General features: G+C 67.3%; 24 protein-coding genes. 21 read left to right on the top strand and 3 right to left on the bottom strand.

Annotated elements, in window-relative coordinates:
- Window positions 1-146 precede the first annotated feature (146 nt).
- The 11 genes from pyrE (at window position 147) to NV382_RS12120 (ending at window position 9,398) form a co-directional block, all read left to right on the top strand.
- Window positions 147-731 (top strand): orotate phosphoribosyltransferase, encoded by a 585-nt coding sequence (gene pyrE, locus NV382_RS12170; protein WP_260597007.1) that lies wholly within the window; start codon window positions 147-149, stop codon window positions 729-731.
- Entirely contained in the window at window positions 728-1,456 is a 729-nt protein-coding gene (locus NV382_RS12165; protein ID WP_260597006.1) for a pyridoxine 5'-phosphate synthase, read from the top strand. The genes pyrE and NV382_RS12165 overlap by 4 nt, the downstream gene beginning before the upstream one ends.
- A complete protein-coding gene (locus NV382_RS12160) occupies window positions 1,453-1,734 on the top strand; it encodes a hypothetical protein (RefSeq protein WP_260597005.1) in 282 nt (93 codons plus the stop codon). Before NV382_RS12165 ends, NV382_RS12160 begins: the two co-directional genes overlap by 4 nt.
- Window positions 1,731-2,144 carry a holo-ACP synthase gene (gene acpS, locus NV382_RS12155; RefSeq protein ID WP_260597004.1) on the top strand — a complete coding sequence of 138 codons (414 nt, stop codon included), beginning with the start codon at window positions 1,731-1,733 and terminating at the stop codon, window positions 2,142-2,144. Before NV382_RS12160 ends, acpS begins: the two co-directional genes overlap by 4 nt.
- Entirely contained in the window at window positions 2,141-3,064 is a 924-nt protein-coding gene (gene lepB / locus NV382_RS12150) for a signal peptidase I (protein WP_418066690.1), read from the top strand. Before acpS ends, lepB begins: the two co-directional genes overlap by 4 nt.
- Window positions 3,061-4,152, top strand: coding sequence for an AI-2E family transporter (locus tag NV382_RS12145; protein WP_260597003.1), 1,092 nt, complete (start codon window positions 3,061-3,063; stop codon window positions 4,150-4,152). The genes lepB and NV382_RS12145 overlap by 4 nt, the downstream gene beginning before the upstream one ends.
- On the top strand, window positions 4,152-4,811 hold the full coding sequence (maiA, locus tag NV382_RS12140; protein ID WP_260600398.1) for a maleylacetoacetate isomerase: 660 nt from the start codon (window positions 4,152-4,154) through the stop codon (window positions 4,809-4,811). The genes NV382_RS12145 and maiA overlap by 1 nt, the downstream gene beginning before the upstream one ends.
- Before the next feature lie 191 nt (window positions 4,812-5,002).
- Window positions 5,003-5,932, top strand: coding sequence for a hypothetical protein (locus tag NV382_RS12135; protein WP_260597002.1), 930 nt, complete (start codon window positions 5,003-5,005; stop codon window positions 5,930-5,932).
- 29 nt (window positions 5,933-5,961) lie between these two features.
- Window positions 5,962-6,465 carry a DUF2141 domain-containing protein gene (locus NV382_RS12130; protein WP_260600397.1) on the top strand — a complete coding sequence of 168 codons (504 nt, stop codon included), beginning with the start codon at window positions 5,962-5,964 and terminating at the stop codon, window positions 6,463-6,465.
- A 42-nt stretch (window positions 6,466-6,507) separates the two neighbouring features.
- On the top strand, window positions 6,508-7,707 hold the full coding sequence (locus tag NV382_RS12125) for a glycosyltransferase (protein WP_260597001.1): 1,200 nt from the start codon (window positions 6,508-6,510) through the stop codon (window positions 7,705-7,707).
- Between the two features lie 65 nt (window positions 7,708-7,772).
- On the top strand, window positions 7,773-9,398 hold the full coding sequence (locus NV382_RS12120; protein WP_260597000.1) for an alkaline phosphatase D family protein: 1,626 nt from the start codon (window positions 7,773-7,775) through the stop codon (window positions 9,396-9,398).
- A 154-nt stretch (window positions 9,399-9,552) separates the two neighbouring features.
- Here the strand turns inward: NV382_RS12120 and ubiG are convergent, their stop codons facing one another.
- A complete protein-coding gene (gene ubiG / locus NV382_RS12115) occupies window positions 9,553-10,224 on the bottom strand; it encodes a bifunctional 2-polyprenyl-6-hydroxyphenol methylase/3-demethylubiquinol 3-O-methyltransferase UbiG (RefSeq protein ID WP_418066795.1) in 672 nt (223 codons plus the stop codon).
- 114 nt (window positions 10,225-10,338) lie between these two features.
- Here ubiG and NV382_RS12110 point away from each other — a divergent pair, with 114 nt between their 5' ends.
- Both NV382_RS12110 and NV382_RS12105 read left to right on the top strand, forming a co-directional pair.
- A complete protein-coding gene (locus NV382_RS12110) occupies window positions 10,339-11,625 on the top strand; it encodes an aspartate kinase (RefSeq protein ID WP_260596998.1) in 1,287 nt (428 codons plus the stop codon).
- A gap of 81 nt (window positions 11,626-11,706) precedes the next feature.
- A complete protein-coding gene (locus NV382_RS12105) occupies window positions 11,707-12,135 on the top strand; it encodes a hypothetical protein (RefSeq protein WP_260596997.1) in 429 nt (142 codons plus the stop codon).
- A gap of 58 nt (window positions 12,136-12,193) precedes the next feature.
- Here NV382_RS12105 and NV382_RS12100 read toward each other — a convergent pair whose 3' ends face one another.
- Window positions 12,194-12,610 carry a secondary thiamine-phosphate synthase enzyme YjbQ gene (locus NV382_RS12100; protein WP_260596996.1) on the bottom strand — a complete coding sequence of 139 codons (417 nt, stop codon included), beginning with the start codon at window positions 12,608-12,610 and terminating at the stop codon, window positions 12,194-12,196.
- A 90-nt stretch (window positions 12,611-12,700) separates the two neighbouring features.
- Here NV382_RS12100 and NV382_RS12095 point away from each other — a divergent pair, with 90 nt between their 5' ends.
- From NV382_RS12095 to pal, 8 genes are all read left to right on the top strand, one after another.
- The gene (locus tag NV382_RS12095; protein WP_418066794.1) at window positions 12,701-13,687 is read left to right on the top strand and encodes an NAD(P)H-dependent flavin oxidoreductase; all 987 of its coding nucleotides are present in this window, start codon (window positions 12,701-12,703) and stop codon (window positions 13,685-13,687) included.
- 94 nt (window positions 13,688-13,781) lie between these two features.
- Window positions 13,782-14,576: a hypothetical protein gene (locus NV382_RS12090; RefSeq protein WP_260596994.1), complete on the top strand. Its 795-nt coding sequence runs from the start codon at window positions 13,782-13,784 to the stop codon at window positions 14,574-14,576.
- Between the two features lie 182 nt (window positions 14,577-14,758).
- A complete protein-coding gene (gene ybgC, locus NV382_RS12085) occupies window positions 14,759-15,226 on the top strand; it encodes a tol-pal system-associated acyl-CoA thioesterase (protein WP_260596993.1) in 468 nt (155 codons plus the stop codon).
- Window positions 15,223-15,918: a protein TolQ gene (gene tolQ, locus NV382_RS12080; RefSeq protein ID WP_260596992.1), complete on the top strand. Its 696-nt coding sequence runs from the start codon at window positions 15,223-15,225 to the stop codon at window positions 15,916-15,918. The genes ybgC and tolQ overlap by 4 nt, the downstream gene beginning before the upstream one ends.
- Window positions 15,918-16,352 carry a protein TolR gene (gene tolR / locus NV382_RS12075; RefSeq protein ID WP_260596991.1) on the top strand — a complete coding sequence of 145 codons (435 nt, stop codon included), beginning with the start codon at window positions 15,918-15,920 and terminating at the stop codon, window positions 16,350-16,352. Before tolQ ends, tolR begins: the two co-directional genes overlap by 1 nt.
- Window positions 16,339-17,388, top strand: a complete 1,050-nt coding sequence (locus NV382_RS12070) for a cell envelope biogenesis protein TolA (protein ID WP_312026739.1) — start codon at window positions 16,339-16,341, stop codon at window positions 17,386-17,388. Before tolR ends, NV382_RS12070 begins: the two co-directional genes overlap by 14 nt.
- Window positions 17,389-17,398: 10 nt before the next feature.
- A complete protein-coding gene (tolB, locus tag NV382_RS12065; protein WP_260596990.1) occupies window positions 17,399-18,781 on the top strand; it encodes a Tol-Pal system beta propeller repeat protein TolB in 1,383 nt (460 codons plus the stop codon).
- A 73-nt stretch (window positions 18,782-18,854) separates the two neighbouring features.
- Window positions 18,855-19,370, top strand: coding sequence for a peptidoglycan-associated lipoprotein Pal (gene pal / locus NV382_RS12060; RefSeq protein WP_260596989.1), 516 nt, complete (start codon window positions 18,855-18,857; stop codon window positions 19,368-19,370).
- Window positions 19,371-19,743: 373 nt separating this feature from the next.
- Here the strand turns inward: pal and NV382_RS12055 are convergent, their stop codons facing one another.
- On the bottom strand, window positions 19,744-20,589 hold the full coding sequence (locus NV382_RS12055) for a S1/P1 nuclease (RefSeq protein ID WP_260596988.1): 846 nt from the start codon (window positions 20,587-20,589) through the stop codon (window positions 19,744-19,746).
- Window positions 20,590-20,595 lie beyond the last annotated feature (6 nt).

Genomic DNA, 20,595 nt, shown 5'->3' with positions numbered 1-20,595 from the left:
AGTGGGCGGGAATCCGCCGTTTGACCCGGGGCTATACGCGCGACCCACCTATCCCTCAAGGCGTGCGGCGCGTTTTTTGCCCATCCCGTTGTACTTAGGTGCAAGACCGCTCTATTTGGCGGCGAACTGAAAGGACGTTTCCGCGCATGACCGAAGACGAGGTTCTGGCCGAGTTCCGCAGCGCCGATGCGCTGCTCGAGGGACATTTCATCCTGTCCTCGGGGCTGCGCTCGTCGCGCTACCTGCAGTGCGCGCGCGTGTTGATGGATCCGGCGCGCGGGAGCCGCCTGGCCGAGGCGCTGGCCGCGCGTCTGCCCGATGACGTGCGCGGCGCGATTCAGGCGGTGGTATCGCCCGCCATGGGCGGGGTGATCGCCGGGCACGAAATGGCACGCGCACTGGGCGTCGAGGCGATGTTCCTGGAGCGCCCCGAAGGCGTGTTCGAGCTCCGTCGCGGCTTCCGGCTGGAACCCGGCGCGCGCGTGTTCATGATGGAGGATGTCGTCACCACCGGCCTCAGCTCGCGCGAGGCGATCGCCGCGATCGCGCGCGCCGGCGGCGAGACCGTGGCGGCAGGCGCGTTGGTCGATCGCTCCAACGGCGTGGCCGATCTCGGCGTGCCGTTCTACCCGCTGATCCGGCTCGACGTGCCGACCTACGCCGCCGACGCCTTGCCGCCCGAATTGCAGGCCATCCCCGCGATCAAGCCGGGCAGCCGGGCGGCGGCATGAGCGATCTGCTCCGCCTGGGCGTGAACATCGATCACGTCGCCACGGTGCGCAACGCGCGCGGGGCGGGCTATCCCGATCCGGTACGCGCCGCACTGATGGCCGCCGAGGCCGGCGCGGACGGCATCACCGCGCACCTGCGCGAGGATCGCCGGCACATCACCGATGAGGACATTGCCCGGCTGTCCGACCAACTGACCATTCCGCTCAACCTGGAAATGGCCGCGACCGACGAGATGCTCGGCATCGCGCTCCGCCACCGGCCGCACGCCGCGTGCATCGTGCCGGAGAAGCGTGAGGAACTGACCACCGAGGGCGGCCTGGATGCCGCTGGCCAGCATAACCGGCTCGCGCCTTTGGTCGCGGAACTGCGCAACGCCAATATCCGCGTCTCGTTGTTCATCGAGCCGGACGCCCGGCAGATCGACGCGGCGCTCAGGCTCGGCGCCCCCGTCGTCGAACTACACACCGGGCGCTATGCCGAACTGGACGGCGAAGCGCGCACGGTCGAACTGCGGCGGTTGACCGATGCCGCGGCACTGGCCGCCAAGAACGGCATCGAAGTGCATGCCGGGCACGGCCTGACCTATGACAATGTCGCGGCGATAGCGGCGATCCCGCAGGTGCGGGAACTCAACATCGGGCATTTCCTGGTCGGCGAGGCGCTGTTCGTCGGGCTTGGCCAGGCGGTGCGGCAGATGCGCCAAGCGATGGACGTGGCGCGGTGAGCAGTGTCGCCGGTCGCGCTGTCGCGATGGGTTCGGCGGGGATGGTCCTGACATTGTCGATCATCAGCGGCATGTTGCTGATGCTAGCGTCGAGCCTGGGCAAGTCGGCGCCGTCATTCGGCGACCTCGCCCAAGAGTTCTGGCCGCTCGGTATTTCGATCGCGTTTTCGTCCGGGTCGATCTGGGCAGCAGTCCGCCGCTTAAGCGGTCTGGCGCTCTTTGCCGCCATCGTCGGCGCTGTGGCCCTGGCGGGGTTCTGGTCTTGGGTATTGCGATGATCATCGGTCTCGGCTCCGATCTCTGCAACATCGAGCGCATCCAGGCATCGCTCGACCGCTTCGGCGAGCGTTTCGAGCAACGCGTGTTCACCGACACCGAACGTGCCAAGGGCGACCGCCGCCCGTTCACCAAGGCCGGCACCCTGGCCAAGCGTTTCGCCGCCAAGGAGGCCTTTTCCAAGGCGGTCGGCACGGGTTTCAAGCGCGGCGTTTTCATGAAGGATATCAGCGTGGTCAACGCCCCTTCCGGCGCGCCGACGCTGTTGCTGACCGGCGGCGCCAAGGCGAGGCTTGACGCGCTGATCCCCGAGGGCCACGGCGCCCGCGTACATTTGACGATGACCGACGATCATCCCTGGGCGCAGGCCTTCGTGATTATCGAGGCCATTCCGGGACAGGATCCAGCATGACAGCCGACACCACGGCAATGGACACGATGCGTGCGGCCAAGGCGCCGGCACCCAAATCGGCCTGGTGGGAAGAAGTGAAGGGCATCTTCTGGCTGGTGCTGGCGGTGCTCGGCTTCCACAGCTTCATCGCCAAGCCCTTCTACATCCCGTCGGAATCGATGCTGCCCGGCCTGATGGTCGGTGATCGGCTGGTGGTGACCAAATATCCCTATGGCTGGTCGTTCATCTCGCCGACCATCCCCAATCCGGTGGCGATCTTCCGCAGCCTGGTGCTGCACCAGCCGGAGGAAAGCTGGGGCGTGCAATTGCCGTTCACCAAGGGGCGGCTGTTCGGCCACATGCCCGAACGCGGCGACGTCGTGATCGTCACGCCGCCGGGCCGCAACACCGATTACATCAAGCGGCTGATCGGCCTGCCCGGCGATCGGCTGCAGGTGCGCGGCGGCGTGCTGTATATCAACGGCAAGGCGGTGCAGCGCGGGCCGGTGCACGACAAGATCATTCCGGTCGATGCCAATGCGACCTGCGCCGATTATCCCGGCGCGCTGGAGCAGAGCGCCGATGGCGGGCAGATCTGCCGCCTGCCGCTGGTCACCGAGACGCTGCCCAACGGCCGGCGCTACGACACGGTCGAACTCGGCTGGAGCCAGGGTGACAATTACGGGCCGATCACGCTGCCGGCGGGGCATGTCTTCCTGATGGGCGACAATCGCGATCGCAGCTCCGACAGCCGCTTCCCGCTCGGTGCGCCCGAGCTTGGCCTGGGCGGCGCAGTGCCGTGGGAATATGTCGGTGGGCGCGCCGAGTTCATCACTTTCTCGCTCGATGGCGATGCGACGTGGAACCCGCTGACCTGGTGGGGGTCTTTACGGTCGGGCCGCGCGGGTACATCATTGCACCCGGAGGAAACCAAACCATGAGCGAGCACGTGGACGTCGTCCAGGGCGCCAGTCCCAACGAGGTTCGCGACCCCGTGGTGAAGCACGAAATCAAGAAGGCGACGGTCTGGCTCGGCCTTGCCTGCGCGATCGCCTTGTTCGTGCTGCTGATCCAGCCGCTGCTGATCATCTTTGCCGGGCTGGTGTTTGCCGCGATGCTCGATGGCGGCGTGCGACTGCTCGGCCGCGTGCTGAAGATCGGGCGTGGCTGGCGCTTGCTGATCGTCGTGATCAGCGTCCTCGCCTTCCTGATCGGCACCTTCTACCTTACCGGCGTACAGGTCGTGCAGCAGGTGACCGAACTGCAATCGACGCTGACGATGCAGTTCAACCGCCTGACCGGCTGGCTGTCGCAAATGGGCGTCATGCCCGGCCGGTCCGATCTCAACAGCATCCTGCAGCAGGCAATGGGCTCGGTCGGCAAGCTAACCTCCTGGGTCGGCACAGCAGCCGGCGCGCTGACCAGCCTGTTCATGATAATGGTGATCGGCCTGTTCCTGGCGATGGATCCGCGCGTCTATGAGCGCGGCGTGCAGTGGATGGTGCCGATGGACAACCGGCAGCAATTCGCCATCACGCTGCGCCGCATGGGCGAGACGATGCGCCGACTGCTTGCCGGCCGCTTGATCGGCATGGCGGCGGAAGGCGTGCTGACGTGGATCGCGCTGGCGATCGGCGGCGTGCCGATGGCGCTGCTGCTCGGCATCATCACCGGGGTGCTGGCGTTCATTCCGAATATCGGTGCCTTCGTCAGCGGCGTGCTGATGGTCGCGGTCGGCTTCTCTGCCGGCTATGAGACCGGCATCTGGGCGATCGTCACCTATTTCGTGGTGCAGACGTTCGATGGCTATGTGCTGATCCCGATGGTCGCCAAGCGTACGGTCGATCTGCCCCCGGCACTGACCCTGGGCGCGCAGATCCTGGCCAGCGCCTTGTTCGGCGTCATGGGGCTGGCCTTGGCCGATCCGATGACCGCGATGATCAAGGTCGCGCTGGAACGCAGTTCGGAACGCACCGAGGAAGACGACGAAGCGGGCGCCGAAGCCGAGGCAGCGGCGGCGGGGCTTTGATCCGGCTGTACGATTACTGGCGGTCGTCCGCCGCATACCGCGTGCGCATCGTGCTCAACCTGAAGGGCATCCCATACGAGAGCGTGCCGGTGAATTTGCTGGCGGCCGAGCAAGCGGGTGCGGAAAACCGCGCGCGCAACCCGCAAAGCCTGGTGCCGACGCTCGAGGTCGACGGCGCGATGCTGACGCAGAGCCTGGCGATCATCGACTATCTCGATGCGACCTACCCCGATCCGCCCATGCTGCCACGCGCGCCGCTGGCGCGTGCCGCGGCGCGGGCGCAGGCGCTGGTCCTCGCCGCCGATGTGCACCCGATCGGCAATCTGCGCGTGCTCAAGCGGCTGGAAAGCCAGTTCGGCGCCGATCAGCCGGCCAAGGAAGAGTGGATGCGCCACTGGGTCGGCGCCGGCCTCGATGCGCTGGAGACGATGGCGGGCAAGGCGGCAGACGGGGCAGCAGGCGGGGCAGCAGGCGAGGGGCCGTTCCTCGGCGGGGTCGCGCCGGGGCTGGCGGATGTCTGCCTGGTGCCGCAGCTCTACAATGCACGGCGCTTCGAGATGGACGTTTCCGCCTGGCCAAAACTGGCCGCGGTCGATGCGGCCTGTGCCGAAGTGGCAGCGATCGCCGCGGCGCATCCGGATCGCGTACGGCCCGCTTGATCGCGCCACAGACCGTCTTTTCGACGTAAGTCGTTGATAGTCCTAAGTCATTGAATCGTAACAACTCGCCCGGTGCACCATTGTTGCCGCCGCGCGCGAGTGCGGGTATGTGAGCGGCTCAGGACCGCGATCGCGAGCGGCAATAGCGGATGCCTTTTTTGCCAGTGGACAGGCCGAACACCGGAGCCCCGATGAGCATTGCCCCGGCCGACGCGGCACTCCCGCGCGCGCCAGACATTGCCGGCCTCGAGCCGCTCAGGACCGTCGGCAGCCGATGGCCGATGATCATCAGCGGCCTGCTGACCGCGGCCATGGTCATCGGGCTGGTGCGCGAGCTGCTGGCGTCGGGGCTGGCCGGGCTCAATCGCGCGGTGCCGCAAAGCCCGTGGTTCTACCTCGCGTTCGGCCTGCTGTATCTGTCGCCGCCGATCGGCGACTGGATCATCTTCCGGCGCTTGTGGAACATCCCCTTTGCCGGCGGCATGATCGCGCTGATCAAGAAGCGGATCGCGAACGAGGTCGTGTTCGGCTATTCGGGCGAGGCCTATTTCTACGCCTGGGCGCGCAGCAAGGCCAAGATGGTGGCGGCACCGTTCGGGGCGGTGAAGGATGTCAGCATCCTGTCCGCGATCGCCGGCAACATGATCACGCTGGCGATGATCGCGGTGGCATTGCCGCTCGGTTACGATCTGCTGCGCTCGGCGGGCTATCTGCGCGAGGTCGCCGGATCGGCGCTGATCGTCGCCGGCACGTCGCTGCCGTTCCTGATCTTTTCCCGGCGCGTCTTCTCGCTGTCCAGGCGTACCTTGTGGTGGGTGTTCATGGTCCATTGCCTGCGCCTGGTCGGCGGATCGGTGCTGATCGCGACGGCATGGCATTTCGCGCTGCCGACCGTGGCGCTCGGCATGTGGCTGTTCCTGGCGGCGGCCCGCTTGCTCGTGTCGCGCCTGCCCCTGATACCGAACAAGGATCTGCTGTTCGCCAATTTCGCGATCATCCTGGTTGGCCAGGATCGCACGCTGGCGGGATTGATCGCGTTTACGTCAGCGATCACATTGCTGGTCCATATCGTGCTGATCGCGTTGTTCGGTCTGTACGGCCTGGCAAGGAGGCGCGCGTGACGAAACTGGCGGCAATCGTTCTGGCCCTGATGGCGGCCGCAGCACCGGCGAGCGCGCAGGTGCGCGTCTTCGGCAGCGATGCGGCGGCGTGCGTGCGCGGCCTGCCCGCAATCCGCGCGGACATTACCGACCTCATGGACCGGACCGGTAGCGTCAAGCTGGAAGTCTATCCGGCGAACGACACCGACTTCCTGAAACACGGCCGCGAGCTGCGCGCGCAGGGCAAATTCTATCGCCGGATCAAGGTGCCTACGCCCGCCGCTGGCCCCGTGTCGCTGTGCATCCGCGTGCCGCGCCCGGGCCGCTACGCCCTGCTGTTCACGCACGACCGGGACGGCCGCGACAAGTTCAACTTCTGGAGCGACGGCGCGGGCTTCCCGAGCAACGTCAAGATTCGGCGCATGCGGCCGACGCTGGCGATGGCGGCGATCACCGTGCCGCAAGGTGTCGTCGTCACCCGCATCCGGGCGCAATATCTGCGCGGCATTGCCGGCTTCAAGCCGCTGCCGAAGCGCGTGTCGGGCGCGCGTTGATCGAGGCTTGAGGGCGCGAGAACGAGATCGGGGGATCGGGTAATGCGTATCGTCGACGTCAACGAATTCTACTCGCCGACCGGTGGCGGGGTGCGCACCTATATCGATCGCAAGATGGGCATCATGGCCGATCTCGGTCACGAGCTGATCGTCATCGCCGCGGGGCGGGAAGACAGCGTCGAGGAGCGGCCGGGCGGCGGCCGGATCATCTACGTCAAGACCGGGCGCCTGCCGTTCGATCATAATTACGGCCTGTTCTGGGATGCCGCACCGATCGTCGAGCTGCTCGATTCGTTGCAGCCCGATCTGGTCGAGACATCGTCGCCGTGGCGGCCGGCCTGGATCGTCGGACAGTGGCAGCCCAGGCCCGGCCACCGCCCGGCGCGCGTCTTCTTCATGCATAACGACAATGTGGCTGCTTATGCGCTGCGCTGGTTCGAAGCACTGGGCCCGCAAGCGCGGATCGAGCGCGCCTTTGCCTGGTACAGCCGCTATATGGGCCGCTTCCTCGACAGCTACGATGCGGTGGTCACCAATGGCCCTGCGCTGGAGAAGCGCTTGAGCGCCCGCGGCCTGCGCATCGACGCGGCCATGCCGCTCGGCATCGAGCGCGGGCATTTCTCGCCCGATCTGCGCGACGAGCGGCTGCGGGCGGCGCTGCTGGCGCAGCTCGATCTGCCGCCCGACGGACATCTGCTGCTGGGGCTCGGCCGGCATCACCCGGAAAAGCGCTGGCACCTCGTCGCCGATGCCGTGGTCCAGGCCGGCACCAACATTCCGGTGGGAATGATCCTGCTGGGTACCGGCGTCGCCAGCCGGCAGATCGAGAAGCATATCGCCGGATCGCCACACGTCTGCATGTTCGCGCCGGTTTATGACCGCGAGCGCCTGGCGCGGATCGTGGCGAGCTGCGATGCGCTGATCCACGGCGCGGAGGCGGAGCCGTTCGGGCTGGTCGCGGCAGAAGCGATGGCGGCGGGGCTGCCGCTGATCGTCCCCGATACCGGTGGCTGTGCCGAGATCGCCGATCCGCATAGCTCCGAACTCTTCGCCGCGCGCGATCCGCAAGCCTGTGCCGCGGCAATCGAGCGGCTGTTTGCGCGCGATCAGGTGCTGTTGCGCGGCGCCGCCCGCGCCGCCGCTGGCCGCGTGCGCAGCGACCGCGAGCATACCGAGGAGCTGATGGCCTATTATGCCGGGCTGGTCGCGGCCAAGCGGGAGCGCCGTCTCACCGCAGCGTGAGCCGCCGCTGTCACGCGCACGCCATACAAGCGGCGCAACGCGCGAGTCTTTACAGGAGACTTGCCATGGAATTCACGCTCGACCGTCGTTCCGTGCTGCTGACCGGCACGCTGGGCCTCGGCGCGCTGGCCATTCCGGGCTTCGCGCAGACCGCGACCGTCGCAAGCCGCCGCGGCTTCACCCATGCCGTGGCGAGCGGTGAGCCGGCGAGCGATTCGATGCTGCTCTGGACGCGCTACGTGCCGGCCGATGGCGGCGCAGTCGAGTTGAAGGTCGAACTGTCCGAGACGCCCGACTTCGCCCGCGTCGCTGGCGGCGGCGTGCAGATCACCGGCCCGTGGCGCGATCATACCGCCAAGATCACCGTCGCGGGCCTGCAACCCGGCACCGCCTATCATTACCGCTTCATCGCGCCCGATGGCAGCATGTCGCCGGTCGGCACCACCAAGACGCTGCCGGTCGGCAAGGTCCGCCGCTTCCGCGCCGCGATCTTCTCCTGCTCGAACATGGCGTTCGGCTATTTCAACGCCTACGCCCATGCCGTGGCGCGCGACGATCTCGATCTCGCCGTGCATCTCGGCGACTATTTCTACGAATATAAACCGGGCGGCTATCCGGCGCTCAAGGACACGATCGGCGGCCGTATCCCGCTGCCGGCCAGCGAGTTGCTGCACCTCGCCGATTACCGCCTGCGTTATGGCAGCTACCGCGCCGATCCCGATCTCCAGGCGCTGCACGCCAAGCTGCCGATGATCGTGCAATGGGACGATCACGAATCGGCCAATGACAGCTGGGAAGGGGGCGCGCAGAACCACCAGCCCGACGAAGGCGAGTGGGATCTGCGCAAGGCCGCGGCGATCCAGGCGTTCCGCGAATGGATGCCGGTCTCCGACGAACCGTGGAAAGCCTATGACATCGGTGGTCTCGCGACCCTGTTCCGCACCGAGACGCGATTGCTCGCCCGCACCGCCCAGCCCGATATCGCGCCGCTCCTGAAGGACAAGGATCCGGTCGCGGCGCTGACCGCGTTCCGTGACGGCGCGTGGATGGATCCGGGTGCGACCATGATGGGCTCGCAGCAGGAAAACTGGCTCGGCCATGCGATGCGCAGTTCGGTCAAGGCCGGGCAGACGTGGCAGGTGGTCGGCTTCGGCACGATCATGGGCCAGACCATGACTCCGGCGAATGCGCTGGACTGGATCACCAAGGACGCGCCGCAGCGGACGCGAAACTACGTCACCACCGGGCTGATGGCGTCCAAGGCCGGCCTGCCCAACAACATGGACAATTGGGGCGGCTACCCCGCGGCCCGCGCACGCTTCCTGAAGAGCGCGCAGGAGGCAGGCGCGAACCTGGTCGTCATCTCGGGCGACAGCCACAATGCCTGGGCCTATGACCTGCCGCAGGACGGGCGCGCCGCAGGTGTCGAGTTCGCCGGCCATGCGGTCACCTCGGGCGGCTACGAAAGCGCGCTGTCGGCCGACCCCAGGATCGTCGCCGCCGCCTTGGTCAAGGCCAGCCCCGAGCTGAAATGGTGCGACACGTCGCGTCGCGGCTACATGGCACTGACCATCACGCCCGATCGCGTGACCAACGACTGGCTGATGTCCGACGACGTGAAGACCAAATCCGCCGGCGCCAGCGTGGGCCACACCGCCACCGTCACACGCGGCCGCAACGTCATGGCCTGAGCTTCCTGTAGCAGAGCAGGGAGATACCCTCCCAAACAGTTCCCCGGCGAAGGCCGGGGCCCAGGCGGACAGGTGGCGGTAACGGAGCGCGGCAACCGCCACCCACGTCCTACAACTAGGCCCCGGCCTTCGCCGGGGAGCCGATCAGTACGACCTAGCGCACCGCCGTCACGAAATAATCCAGCCCCACATCCTCGCTCAGCACGAAGCCCTTCGCCACCGAGAAGCCCAGCCCCCGCGTGTCGATCACCCTCAGCCCTGCCGCCTCGATCAGCGCGGTCAGTTCGCCGGGCGTCAGGAACTTGTCCCAATCATGCGTGCCCTTGGGGATACGCCCGGTGCCCTCGGCCAGCGCAATCATCGCCAGCCGCGACAGCGCAGTGCGGTTCGGGGTGGAGAGAACCAGCAGCCCGCCCGGCGCCAGCGCCGCCGCCAGCCCGGCGACGAAACCCGCCGGATCGCTGACATGCTCGATCACTTCCAACGACGTGACGAGATCGAACCGCTCGTCGCCAACGCTGTCCACGCTGCCGGCGCGATAGTGGATCGACAGGCCGGACTGTATCGCATGCGCCTGCGCCATGGCGATATTCTCGGGCGCCGCATCCACGCCCGTCACCACCGCACCCAGCCGCGTCAGCGGCTCGCACAGCAAGCCCGCACCGCAGCCGACATCCAGCGCGGTCTTGCCGGCAAGCGGCGTGAATCCCGTATCGTCGAGCTGCCAATGCGCATCGATCCGCTCGCGCAGATAGCTCAGCCGTACCGGGTTCAGCCGGTGCAGCATCGCCGACGAACCCGTCGGGCTCCACCAGTCGGCAGCCATCTTGCCGAAATGCTCGGCTTCGCGGGGATCGATCGTCGTCTGCGGGTCGCTTGCGCTTATCATGCGGCGTTTCTATCAGCACGTGCTTCAAAGCCCAAAGGACTTCCGCACCGCATGGCCCGTATCGTGATGAAGTTCGGTGGTACGTCGATGGCCGGGATCGAGCGCATCCGTGCCGTCGCCGCGCGCGTCCGCCGCGAAGTGGATGCCGGCAACCAGGTGGCGGTGGTCGTCTCGGCAATGGCCGGCGAGACCGATCGGCTGGTCGGCTTCTGCCGCGAAGCCTCGTCGCTGTACGATCCGCGCGAATATGACGTCGTGGTCTCGGCCGGCGAGCAGATCACCAGCGGGCTGCTGGCGATCGCGCTGCAGGCAGTGGGGCTGAAGGCGCGCAGCTGGATGGGCTGGCAATTGCCGATCCGCACCTCCGATGGCCATGCCTCGGCCAGGATCGCCGATATCGACACCACCGCGCTGGAGGAAAGCCTCGCGCGCGGCGACGTGGCGGTGATCCCGGGCTTCCAGGGGCTGGCGGCCGGCGCCAATGATTTAGGGGCGCGCGTGACCACCCTGGGCCGCGGCGGCTCCGATACCTCGGCGGTGGCGATGGCGGCGGCGATGAAGGCGGATCGCTGCGACATCTATACCGATGTCGACGGCGTCTACACCACCGACCCGCGCATCGTGCCGCGCGCGCACAAGCTGAAGCGCGTGACGTATGAGGAGATGCTGGAACTGGCGAGCGTCGGCGCGAAAGTGCTGCAGACGCGCTCGGTCGGTCTTGCAATGAAGGAAAATGTGCGCGTGCAGGTGTTGTCGTCCTTCGTCGACGAGCACGCACCCTTGGGCGATGCCGAGCCCGGCACGCTGATCGTGGGCGAAGAGGAATTGGGAAGCATGGAACGGCAATTGATTACCGGTATCGCCCACGACAAGAACGAGGCGAAGATCACGCTGACCAACGTGCCGGACAAGCCGGGCGCGGTGGCGGCGATCTTCGAGCCGCTGGCCGGCGCCAACATCAACGTCGACATGATCATCCAGAACATCGCGCATTCGGGCGGCCAGGCCAGCGCCTCGACCGACGTCACCTTCACCGTCCCCGCCGCCGATCTCCCCCGCTCGCTCGACGAACTGGGCCGCGCCCAGGCCGCGATCGGCTTTGCCGAACTGGTCCACGACACGCGCGTCGCCAAGATCTCGGTCGTCGGCGTCGGCATGAAGAGCCATGCCGGCGTCGCCTCCACCATGTTCAAGACGCTGGGCGAACGCGGGATCAACATCCTCGCCATCACCACCAGCGAGATCAAGGTCAGCGTGCTGATCGAAGAGGATTACACCGAACTCGCGGTGCGCGTGCTGCACACGGCCTATGGGCTGGATGCGGAGGATGTGGGTTAAGGCCTCGCGCTACTGACGTCGTCTACCGTTCAGGATCGATAGCCTACAGGCCGGTCGAGATATGACAGCGAGGGACCCCAGATGCTTCGACGTACCGGTATTACCGCTCTTGTAACGCTCGGGGCCGCTGTTGCCGCCCCAGCCAGCGTGGACACCTCAGCACGGCCCGGCGGCGTCTACCGGCTCAAGCCCGGCATCTACGTCCAGAAGGGTGTCGCGTGCCAGACGGCGCCCAACGTTGCGATTCGCCAGTATGATGGCCGCGGCATCAGCACTGCCCACACCCGTGCGTGTCGCGCCCGCGTCCTTTCCCGGAAGGGCAACCGTTACGAGGTCAGTCAGTCCTGCATCGACGCCGGTGCGGGTCCTGCTCCCCGTTTCACCGAACGCCAGACGGTCCGCATCTCCGACGCGCTCACCTTCGCGCTGCTCGACCGGGGAACGGGCACGACCTATCGTTACTGTCCGGCCTACATGCTGCCTTCCGGTCTGCGGGCAGACAAACGCTAACGGGGCTTTCCGCTGGCCGCCGCGGAAAGAAGCGAAGGTAATCGCCCACTTCCACGCCTCACTCCCCAACCAGGTGCAATGCCACTTGCCGCCGGTGCGGCGCCCGACGGTGTTCGAACACATAGATGCCCTGCCACGTCCCCAGCACCGGGCGCGCACCCACGACAGGGATCGACAGGCTGGTCGCGGTGAGCGCGGCGCGCAGGTGGGCGGGCATGTCGTCCGGACCCTCGTCGTCATGCTCGTACGCGCGGCTTTCGGGTGCCACCGCCACAAAATAGCGCTCCAGGTCGCGCGCCGCCGCGGGGGCGGCATTTTCCTGGATCAGCAGCGAGGCGGAGGTGTGGCGGATGAACAAGGTCAGCAGCCCGGTATCGATGCCGCTGTCCGCCACCCAGCGCACCACCGCGTCGGTAATCTCGTGCAGCCCCTGGCGCGTCGTGCCGATCTGCAATGTCTCGCTTGCCTGTCGCATGGCGGTGAGACTTGCCCCAATGCCGCGCGGAAGGCTAGGCCGGCGCGCATGAGCAATACATCGATCGGCGCGCAGCGCCTGGAACGGCGCATGGCGCGCGGCGTGGACTTTCTGGGTTGCGAGGTGGCGATCCTGTGCGGCGCGATGTCGTGGGTCAGCGAGCGCAACCTGGTCTCCGCCATGTCCAATGCCGGCGGCTTCGGGCTGATCGCGTGCGGCGCGATGACGCCCCAGTTGCTCGATGCCGAAATCGCCGCGACCAAGGCGCTCACGGCCAAGCCGTTCGGCGTCAACCTGATCACCATGCACCCGGCCTTGTTCGATCTGATCGCGGTGTGCGGCAAGCACCAGGTGACGCATGTCGTGCTGGCCGGCGGCCTGCCGCCCAAGGGCGCGCTCGAGGCGATCAAGGCGACCGGCGCCAAGGTGATCTGCTTCGCGCCCGCGCTCAGCCTCGCCAAGAAGCTGATCCGCTCGGGCGTCGATGCGCTGGTCGTCGAGGGCATGGAGGCGGGCGGCCATATCGGCCCGGTCTCGACCAGCGTGCTGGCGCAGGAGATATTGCCCGAGGTGGCCGAGCAGGTCCCCGTGTTCGTCGCCGGCGGCATCGGCCGCGGCGAGGCGATCGCCGGCTATCTCGACATGGGCGCGGCCGGCGTGCAGCTCGGCACGCGCTTCGTCTGTGCGCATGAGAGCGTGGCGCACGCCAATTTCAAGAAGGCCTTCATCCGCGCCTCGGCGCGCGATGCCACGTCCAGCGTGCAGATCGACCCGCGCCTGCCCGTCATCCCGGTGCGCGCGCTGAAGAATGCCGGCGGCGACCTGTTCACCGCCAAGCAGCGCGAGGTCGCGCAATTGCTCGACGAGGGCAAATTGGCGATGGCCGAGGCGCAGTTGCAGATCGAGCATTATTGGGCCGGCGCACTGCGCCGCGCGGTGGTCGAGGGCGATGTCGAGCATGGCTCGCTGATGGCCGGCCAGTCGGTCGGCATGGTGACCAAGGAAGAACCGATCGCCGAGATCATCGCCACCCTGATGACCGAAGCGGCGCACGCGCTGGAGAAGCGCGCGGCCTAAGGCCGGGTGCTGCCCGCGCCAGCGTGGGTTACCCGATCTTAACCTTGTTCGCTGACAAGCGATCTTCGTAGCCGGGGGGCGACGGAGAGCAAGAATGACGCGCCTGTTGACCGCCCTGATCCTGACCACCGGCGTCTTGCTGTCGGGCTGCGCGACGAAGCCCGCGCCGGTCGTGGCGGCAGCACCCGTGCCCGTTCCCGTGCCGCAAGCCGTGCCGATGCCCAGCGGCGCCTATGTCGGCATGCCCGTGCCGGCCACGCTGCCTGGTGGCGGCTATGCGACTCCCAACGTCAATCTCACCAGTGCCGGCGCCGTGTGGCACCTGCGCGCCGGGCTGAACTTCGCCGCGCTCGGCTGTCGCGGGCCGGAGGAGGCGGGGATCATCGCGCGCTACAATGCCTTGCTTGCAGCGCAGAAGCCGGTGCTTGCCAATGCCGAGCGGACGTTGATCGCGGAATATCGCGCCACCGCGCCCACCCAGTGGCGCGACGCCTATGACGATGCGATGACCCGGCTGTACAATTATTATGCGCTGGCGCCGGCACGCGCTGCGCTCTGCGTCACTGCCGATCGGCTGCTGAGCGAGGCGCTGACCGTCACGCCCGACGCCTTCCCCGCCTTTGCCGCGCAGCGCCTGCCCGAACTCGACCGCGCCTATACCGATTTCTACCGCGCTTATGATGCATGGCGTGCCCAAGGGCTGCAGCCGCTCCGGCCGGCCATGCCGCAGGCGACCTTTGCCATCGCCGCCAATGCGCCGGTGGCGCCGGTGGTGCAGGCGCCGCAGGCGCCACGCCCGATCCAGGTGGCACAGGTCGAACCACGGTCGGCCCCTGCCACGCGCGGCCCGTGGATCGAGGTCGACCCCGCGGTGCTCCGGCTACCCTGATACACTGCCGTCATCCCCGCGGAGGCGGGGATCCATAATCTCCGACACCGATGTAACAACGGGGCGTCACCACTATGGATTCCCGCCTGCGCGGGAATGACGGCCTTATGGGGAAGGCCCAGCTTCAGGCCAAAGCACCAACGGGGTTCCTTCTGGCCGCGGCCTTCGCTAGGACCTCCGGCATGACGCCACCATTGCAGGATCTGCCCGCCGAGGGCCGCTTCGACGGGGCGACACATCGGTTCGCGGTGCGGGTATATTTCGAAGACACCGATCTTTCGGGTGTGGTCTATCACGCCAATTACCTGCGCTACATGGAGCGCGCACGGTCGGATATGCTGCGGCTCGCCGGGATCGATCAGCGCGGCTTCCACGATGCGGGCGAGGGCGCCTATGCCGTCAGCGCGCTCGCAATCCGCTACCGCCGCCCGGCGAAGCTCGACGATGCGCTGGTCGTCGTCTCGCGATTGACCGCCGTGCGCTCGGCATCGGTGGACATTCAGCAGCAGGTCATGCGTGGTGACGAGATACTCACCCAGGCCGACATCACCGTCGCCTTGGTCGCGCCGTCGGGCCGGCCCCGGCGCCAGCCGGCGGCGTGGATCGAAACGTTCGAGCGCCTGAGCGCCTCAGGGGAAACCGATACATGAACGCTATTTTGAATACCGACGCCGTCACGCTGTCGCCGATCGCCTTGTTCCTGCAGGCCGATCTGGTGGTGAAGTTCGTCATGCTGGGGCTGTTGTTCGCCAGCATCTGGACCTGGGCGATCATCATCGGCTTCGCGACCAAGCTCGGCGCCACGCGCAAGAAGGTCGAGACGTTCGAGCACGATTTCTGGAAGGCGGAGGATATCGACGCCTTCTACCGCAAGGAAAGCGCCAGCGAGTTGCCGATCGCCAAGGTGCTGGCCGCCGGCGTCTCCGAATGGCGCCGCTCGACCGCCAACGGCCAGGTCGATCGCGACGGCACGCGCGAGCGGCTGGCCACGGCGATGGGCGCGGCGGTGGCGAGCGAGATCGACCGACTGTCCGATCGGCTCAACATCCTGGCGACGGTTGGTTCGGTGGCGCCGTTCGTCGGGCTGTTCGGCACCGTGTGGGGCATCATGCGCAGCTTCACCAGCATCGCGACCGCCCAGAACACCTCGCTCGCGGTGGTCGCGCCAGGCATTGCCGAGGCGCTGTTCGCCACCGCCATCGGCCTGTTCGCGGCGATCCCGGCGGTCATCGCCTACAATCGCTTCAGCCACGGCATCAACCGCATCGAGGCGCGGCTCAACCGCTTCGCCGACGGCTTCCACGCCACGCTCAGCCGGCAGCTCGAGACCGAGCGGCGCTGATGTCCATGAACCTTCCCTCGCAGCGTGGCCGCGGCCGGCGCGCGCCGATGGCGGATATCAATGTCACGCCCTTGGTCGACGTCATGCTGGTGCTGCTGATCATCTTCATGGTCACCGCGCCGTTGATGACCGCCGGCGTGCCGGTGAACCTGCCCGACAGCCGCGCCAAGGCGCTCGACCAGGATCAGGCGCCGGTCGAGATCTCGCTCGACGCGACGGGCAAGCTGTTCGTCGACAAGGACGAAGTGACCGATGCGATCCTGCCCGACGTGCTGGCGCAGATCGCCAAGCGCGGCCAGGCCGACAAGCCGCCGCAGGTCTTCCTGCGCGCGGACAAGGCGCTGGATTACGGGCGCGTGATGCGCGTGATGGGCGAACTCAACCATGCCGGGCTGAACCGCGTCGCGCTGCTCACGGTCGGTGACGATACGTGATGTCGGGCTGATGGATCGCGCCGAAAAGATCGGGCTTGGCGTCGCCATCGCCGGCCATGTGCTGTTGTTCGGGCTGTTGTCTGCGGGCTTCCTCTCCGCGCCCAAGCCCGAGCTGCCCAAATCGACGCCGGTCGATATCTCGCTGATCGATACCGTCGCGCTCGACGCCACCGCGCCGCCCGCGGCCGAGCAGCCGGCCCAGTCGCAGGCGCCCGAGATCGCCCCGCCGGAAGACGCCGCCCCGCCCGAGCCATCGGACGCGCCGGCGCCCGAGGCGGAACCCGATCCCGCGCCACCGGTGAAGCAGCCGGACCCCGCGCCCGCCCCGAAGCCGGCGCCCAAGCCTGTGCCCGCGCCGAAGCCAGTGCCAGCGCCAAAGCCGGTACCGAAGGCGCCGCCCAAGCCGCCGGTCAAGCCGGCCGCCGCACCGGCCAGGACACCTGACAAGGCCAAGCCCGCACCCGCGAGGCCAGCGGCAAAACCTGCGCCTGCAAAATCGGCGCCGGCCAAGGCGGCGGCCAAGCCTGCCGCCAAGCCGGGGACAGCACCGTCCAAGACGGCGTCCACCGCCAAGAGCAGCGGAACCAAGCCCAACGCCCCGGCGCGCAAGCCCGGCGGCTTCACCTTGTCCGAATCCACGCTCAAGGGCTTTGCCGCCGCACCATCGCCGTCCAAGGCGCCGACCCCGCCGGGCGCGACGATGAACGCCGCCGCCGCCGCCGATATCGGCTCCGCGATCAAGCGCCAGGTGCAGCCCTGTGCCGACCGGCAGAACAATCCTGGACCCGGCGCGTCGCGTATCGTCGTCACCATCCGGCTGCAGCTCAACCGCGACGGCACGCTCAACGGCCGCCCGGTAATTGCCGAGGCGCATGGCGGCGTGGATGACGAGAATCGCCGCTATGTCGATGCGATCGACCGCAACGCGATCGCGACCTTCATGGGTTGCGCCCCGTTACGCGGTCTGCCGCCCGAATTGTACGACGTACCGCGGGGCTGGAAGACGTTCAGCCTGCGTTACAAGTTACCCGGCTGAGGATGAACCCATGAAGCTGCACCACCATCTCTTCGCGCTCGCGCTGCTCGGCAGTGCCGGCGCGGTCCAGGCACAGGATGCGCCCGCCGCGCCCGCCCCACAGGCAGCAGCAGCCGGCACCCAGGAATCGGACGAACTGGTGGTCGACGTGGTCGGCGGCATCTCCGCCCCGCTCGGCATCGCCATTCCCGTCATGCCGACCGCAGCGCCGGTCGATACCGCGGCCGGCCGCACCGACGAGCTCGGCCGCCAGCTGGCGCAGATCGTCACCACCGATCTCAAGAATTCCGGCCTGTTCAACCCCGTCGCCCCGGGCCAGCTGAAGGCAGTGGCGTTCGGCGAAGTCACAGCACCGGCGTTCGATTATTGGGGCGGCGCACAGACCTCGGCACTGGTGCAGGGCTTCGTGCGCGGCAATGGCGACGGCACGCTGACCGTCGGCTGCTATCTGTACGATGTGTCGTCGCGCGCCGAACTGGCGCGGCAGGGCTTCGTCGTGCCGCCGTCCGACTGGCGCCGCGCCGGGCATAAATGCGCCGACATGGTCTATGCCAAGCTGACCGGCGAAGGCCCCTATTTCGACAGCCGCATGATCTACGTCTCGGAGACGGGGCCCAAGGGCAAGCGCATCAAGCGCCTGGCGATCATGGACCAGGACGGCGCCAACCACCGCTTCCTGACCAACGGCCAGTCGATCGTGCTGACGCCGCGCTTCGCGCCCAACCAGCAGTCGATCGTGTACATGAGCTACCTCAACGACCGGCCGGCAATCTATGTCTACGATATCGGCTCGGGCAAGCAGCGCCTGCTGGTCAACAACCCGAACCTCACCTTCGCGCCGCGCGTTTCGCCGGACGGCAAATGGGTGCTGTTCTCGATGGCGGTCGCCGGCAACACCGATGTCTACCGCGTCTCGACTGGTGGCGGATCGCCCCGGCGCCTTACCGACAGCCCCGGCATCGATACCGGCGGCAGCTATTCGCCCGATGGCAGCCGCATCGTGTTCGAAAGCGATCGCTCGGGCGGGCAGCAGCTCTATGTGATGAACGCCGATGGCACGAACCAGCAGCGCATCTCGTTCGGCGGCGGGCGCTATGCGACGCCCGTGTGGAGCCCGCGCGGCGATCTGATCGCCTTCACGCGCATCTCGGGCAATTTCCGCATCGGCATCATGAGCCCCAGCGGCGGCAACGAGAAACTGCTCACCGACGATTGGCAGGATGAGGGCCCCAGCTGGTCGCCCAACGGCCGCGTGCTGACTTTCTATCGCCAGGGGCAGGGCGGCGCCGGCAAGGCCGATCTGTGGTCGGTCGATCTGACCGGCGTCAACGAGCGCCGCGTGCCCACGCCGCTGGATGGATCCGATCCCGGCTGGGGGCCGTTACGCCCCTGAAGCCGCTTCGACGTTCAACAAAGGGTGCAGGGCTACGCGTCCTGCACGCAACACGACCCGAAGGAGACGCCACATGGCACGACTGATGACCACGATCCTGCTCGGCACCGCCCTGCTCGCGACCGCCGCCTGCAGCAAGAAGCGGCCCGAAGTGCTGCCACCGGCACCTGGCGATGCGGTCGGCGGCACCGGCTCCGGCGCTGACGGCCAGGGCGGCAATTTCGCCCCCGGTTCGCGCGGCGATTTCGAACGCTCGGTGACCAGCAACACGGTCAATTTCGCGCTCGACCGCTACGATATCGATGCGCGCGCACGCACCATTCTCGACAGCCAGGCCGAATGGCTGGCGCGCTACCCCAACGTGCCGGTCAGCCTGGAGGGCCATGCCGACGAACGCGGCACGCGCGAATACAATCTGGCGCTAGGCGATCGCCGGGCCAATGCGGCCAAGAACTATCTCGCCGGCCGCGGCATCAACCCCGCGCGCATCTCGACGATCAGCTACGGCAAGGAACGCCCGATCGCGCTCGGCTCCGACGAATCGAGCTGGGCCCAGAACCGCCGCGCGGTGACGATCGTCCTCAACTGATCCGACGCTGATGGGCGGGCGGCGCACACGAAGCTGTGCGCCGCCCTTTTGTCTAACAGCCAACATCAACCCCGTTCGTGCTGAGCCTGTCGAAGCACGTGCGCCGCGCGCGCCTTGCCCGCGACGGCGCCCGAGTGAGCGTGGCCCTCACCAGATGGCCTGCCCCAAAGTCGCTGTCCTACAAAGCGGGGTGGCGCTAACCGGCACCCATGGTCTCGATATGTTACGAATCAGCTGTGGTCGTGTCGGGCGTTGATCGACATTCGCGCCCTGCCCAGCGATTCCGACGAACATTCAACCACCTGGTTGAACGACCATCCGGAAACGCGTTCCACTATCAACAGTCTCAACATTCGGGTTGGAACGACAGCGATCAGCCCAGCGCCTCATCCAACAATCGCGCCAGCCGGAGTCCGCCGCGCTCGACCTCCAGCTTGGCCACCGGCACCAGTTTCTCGATCGTCGCCTGGTCGAGCACCGCACGGCCACCTGTCGGCGCGCACGCATCGCCGCCCATCGCGGTCGCATAGGTGAAGTCATGTGCCACCTGCCAACTCTCGCGGCTCCAATCCTCGACGCTGCCGGCCTGCACCGCCGCCTTCTCTGCCGCCGTGTAGACCCGCACCGGGGAAAGCGGGGTGGAGATCGCCCGCTCGGCGAGATAGCCGTCCCAGATCGAATGCAGGTTGAGCTTCTCGGGCGCGTAGCTGCCATAGGTCGCGCTCACCTGGTTGCCGCCCAGATCGCCGCGGTCGCCGGCATGCAGCGGCTGGTGCAGGTCGCCGACGAAATGGATCAGGAAGGCCAAGGCCTGCACCCGCTCGCGCACCGGCACCGTGCGGTCCTTCAGCAGCTTCACGTCGCGTTCGATCTGCGCCGACACGCAATTGCCATCCTTGCAGGCGGGCTTCAGGTCGAACGGGCGGCACACGTCGACATTCTGGTAATGCCAGGAATAGGCATAGCTGAAGCGTGGCCCCAGCTTCTTGACGCAATCCGCCCACACCGCCGCTTGCTCGACCGTGCCCGCCGGGCAGCCCGGCGTCTCGAGCAGCGCCGATTGCCGCAGCAGCGCGTCCATTGCGGCGCGCGTGTGCGGCGTCACGTTGCGATAGGCGATCTGCCCGATCGTCTCGTGGCCATATTCCCAATAGGCGGAGACAGGAGCGGCGAGGGTCGTCGCCAGCAGGGCGAGCAGGACGATAATTTTGCGGATCATGGACGG

Source organism: Sphingomonas endolithica, from assembly GCF_025231525.1.
Lineage (GTDB): Bacteria > Pseudomonadota > Alphaproteobacteria > Sphingomonadales > Sphingomonadaceae > Sphingomonas > Sphingomonas endolithica.
This window is presented reverse-complemented; position numbering and strand designations above follow the sequence as displayed.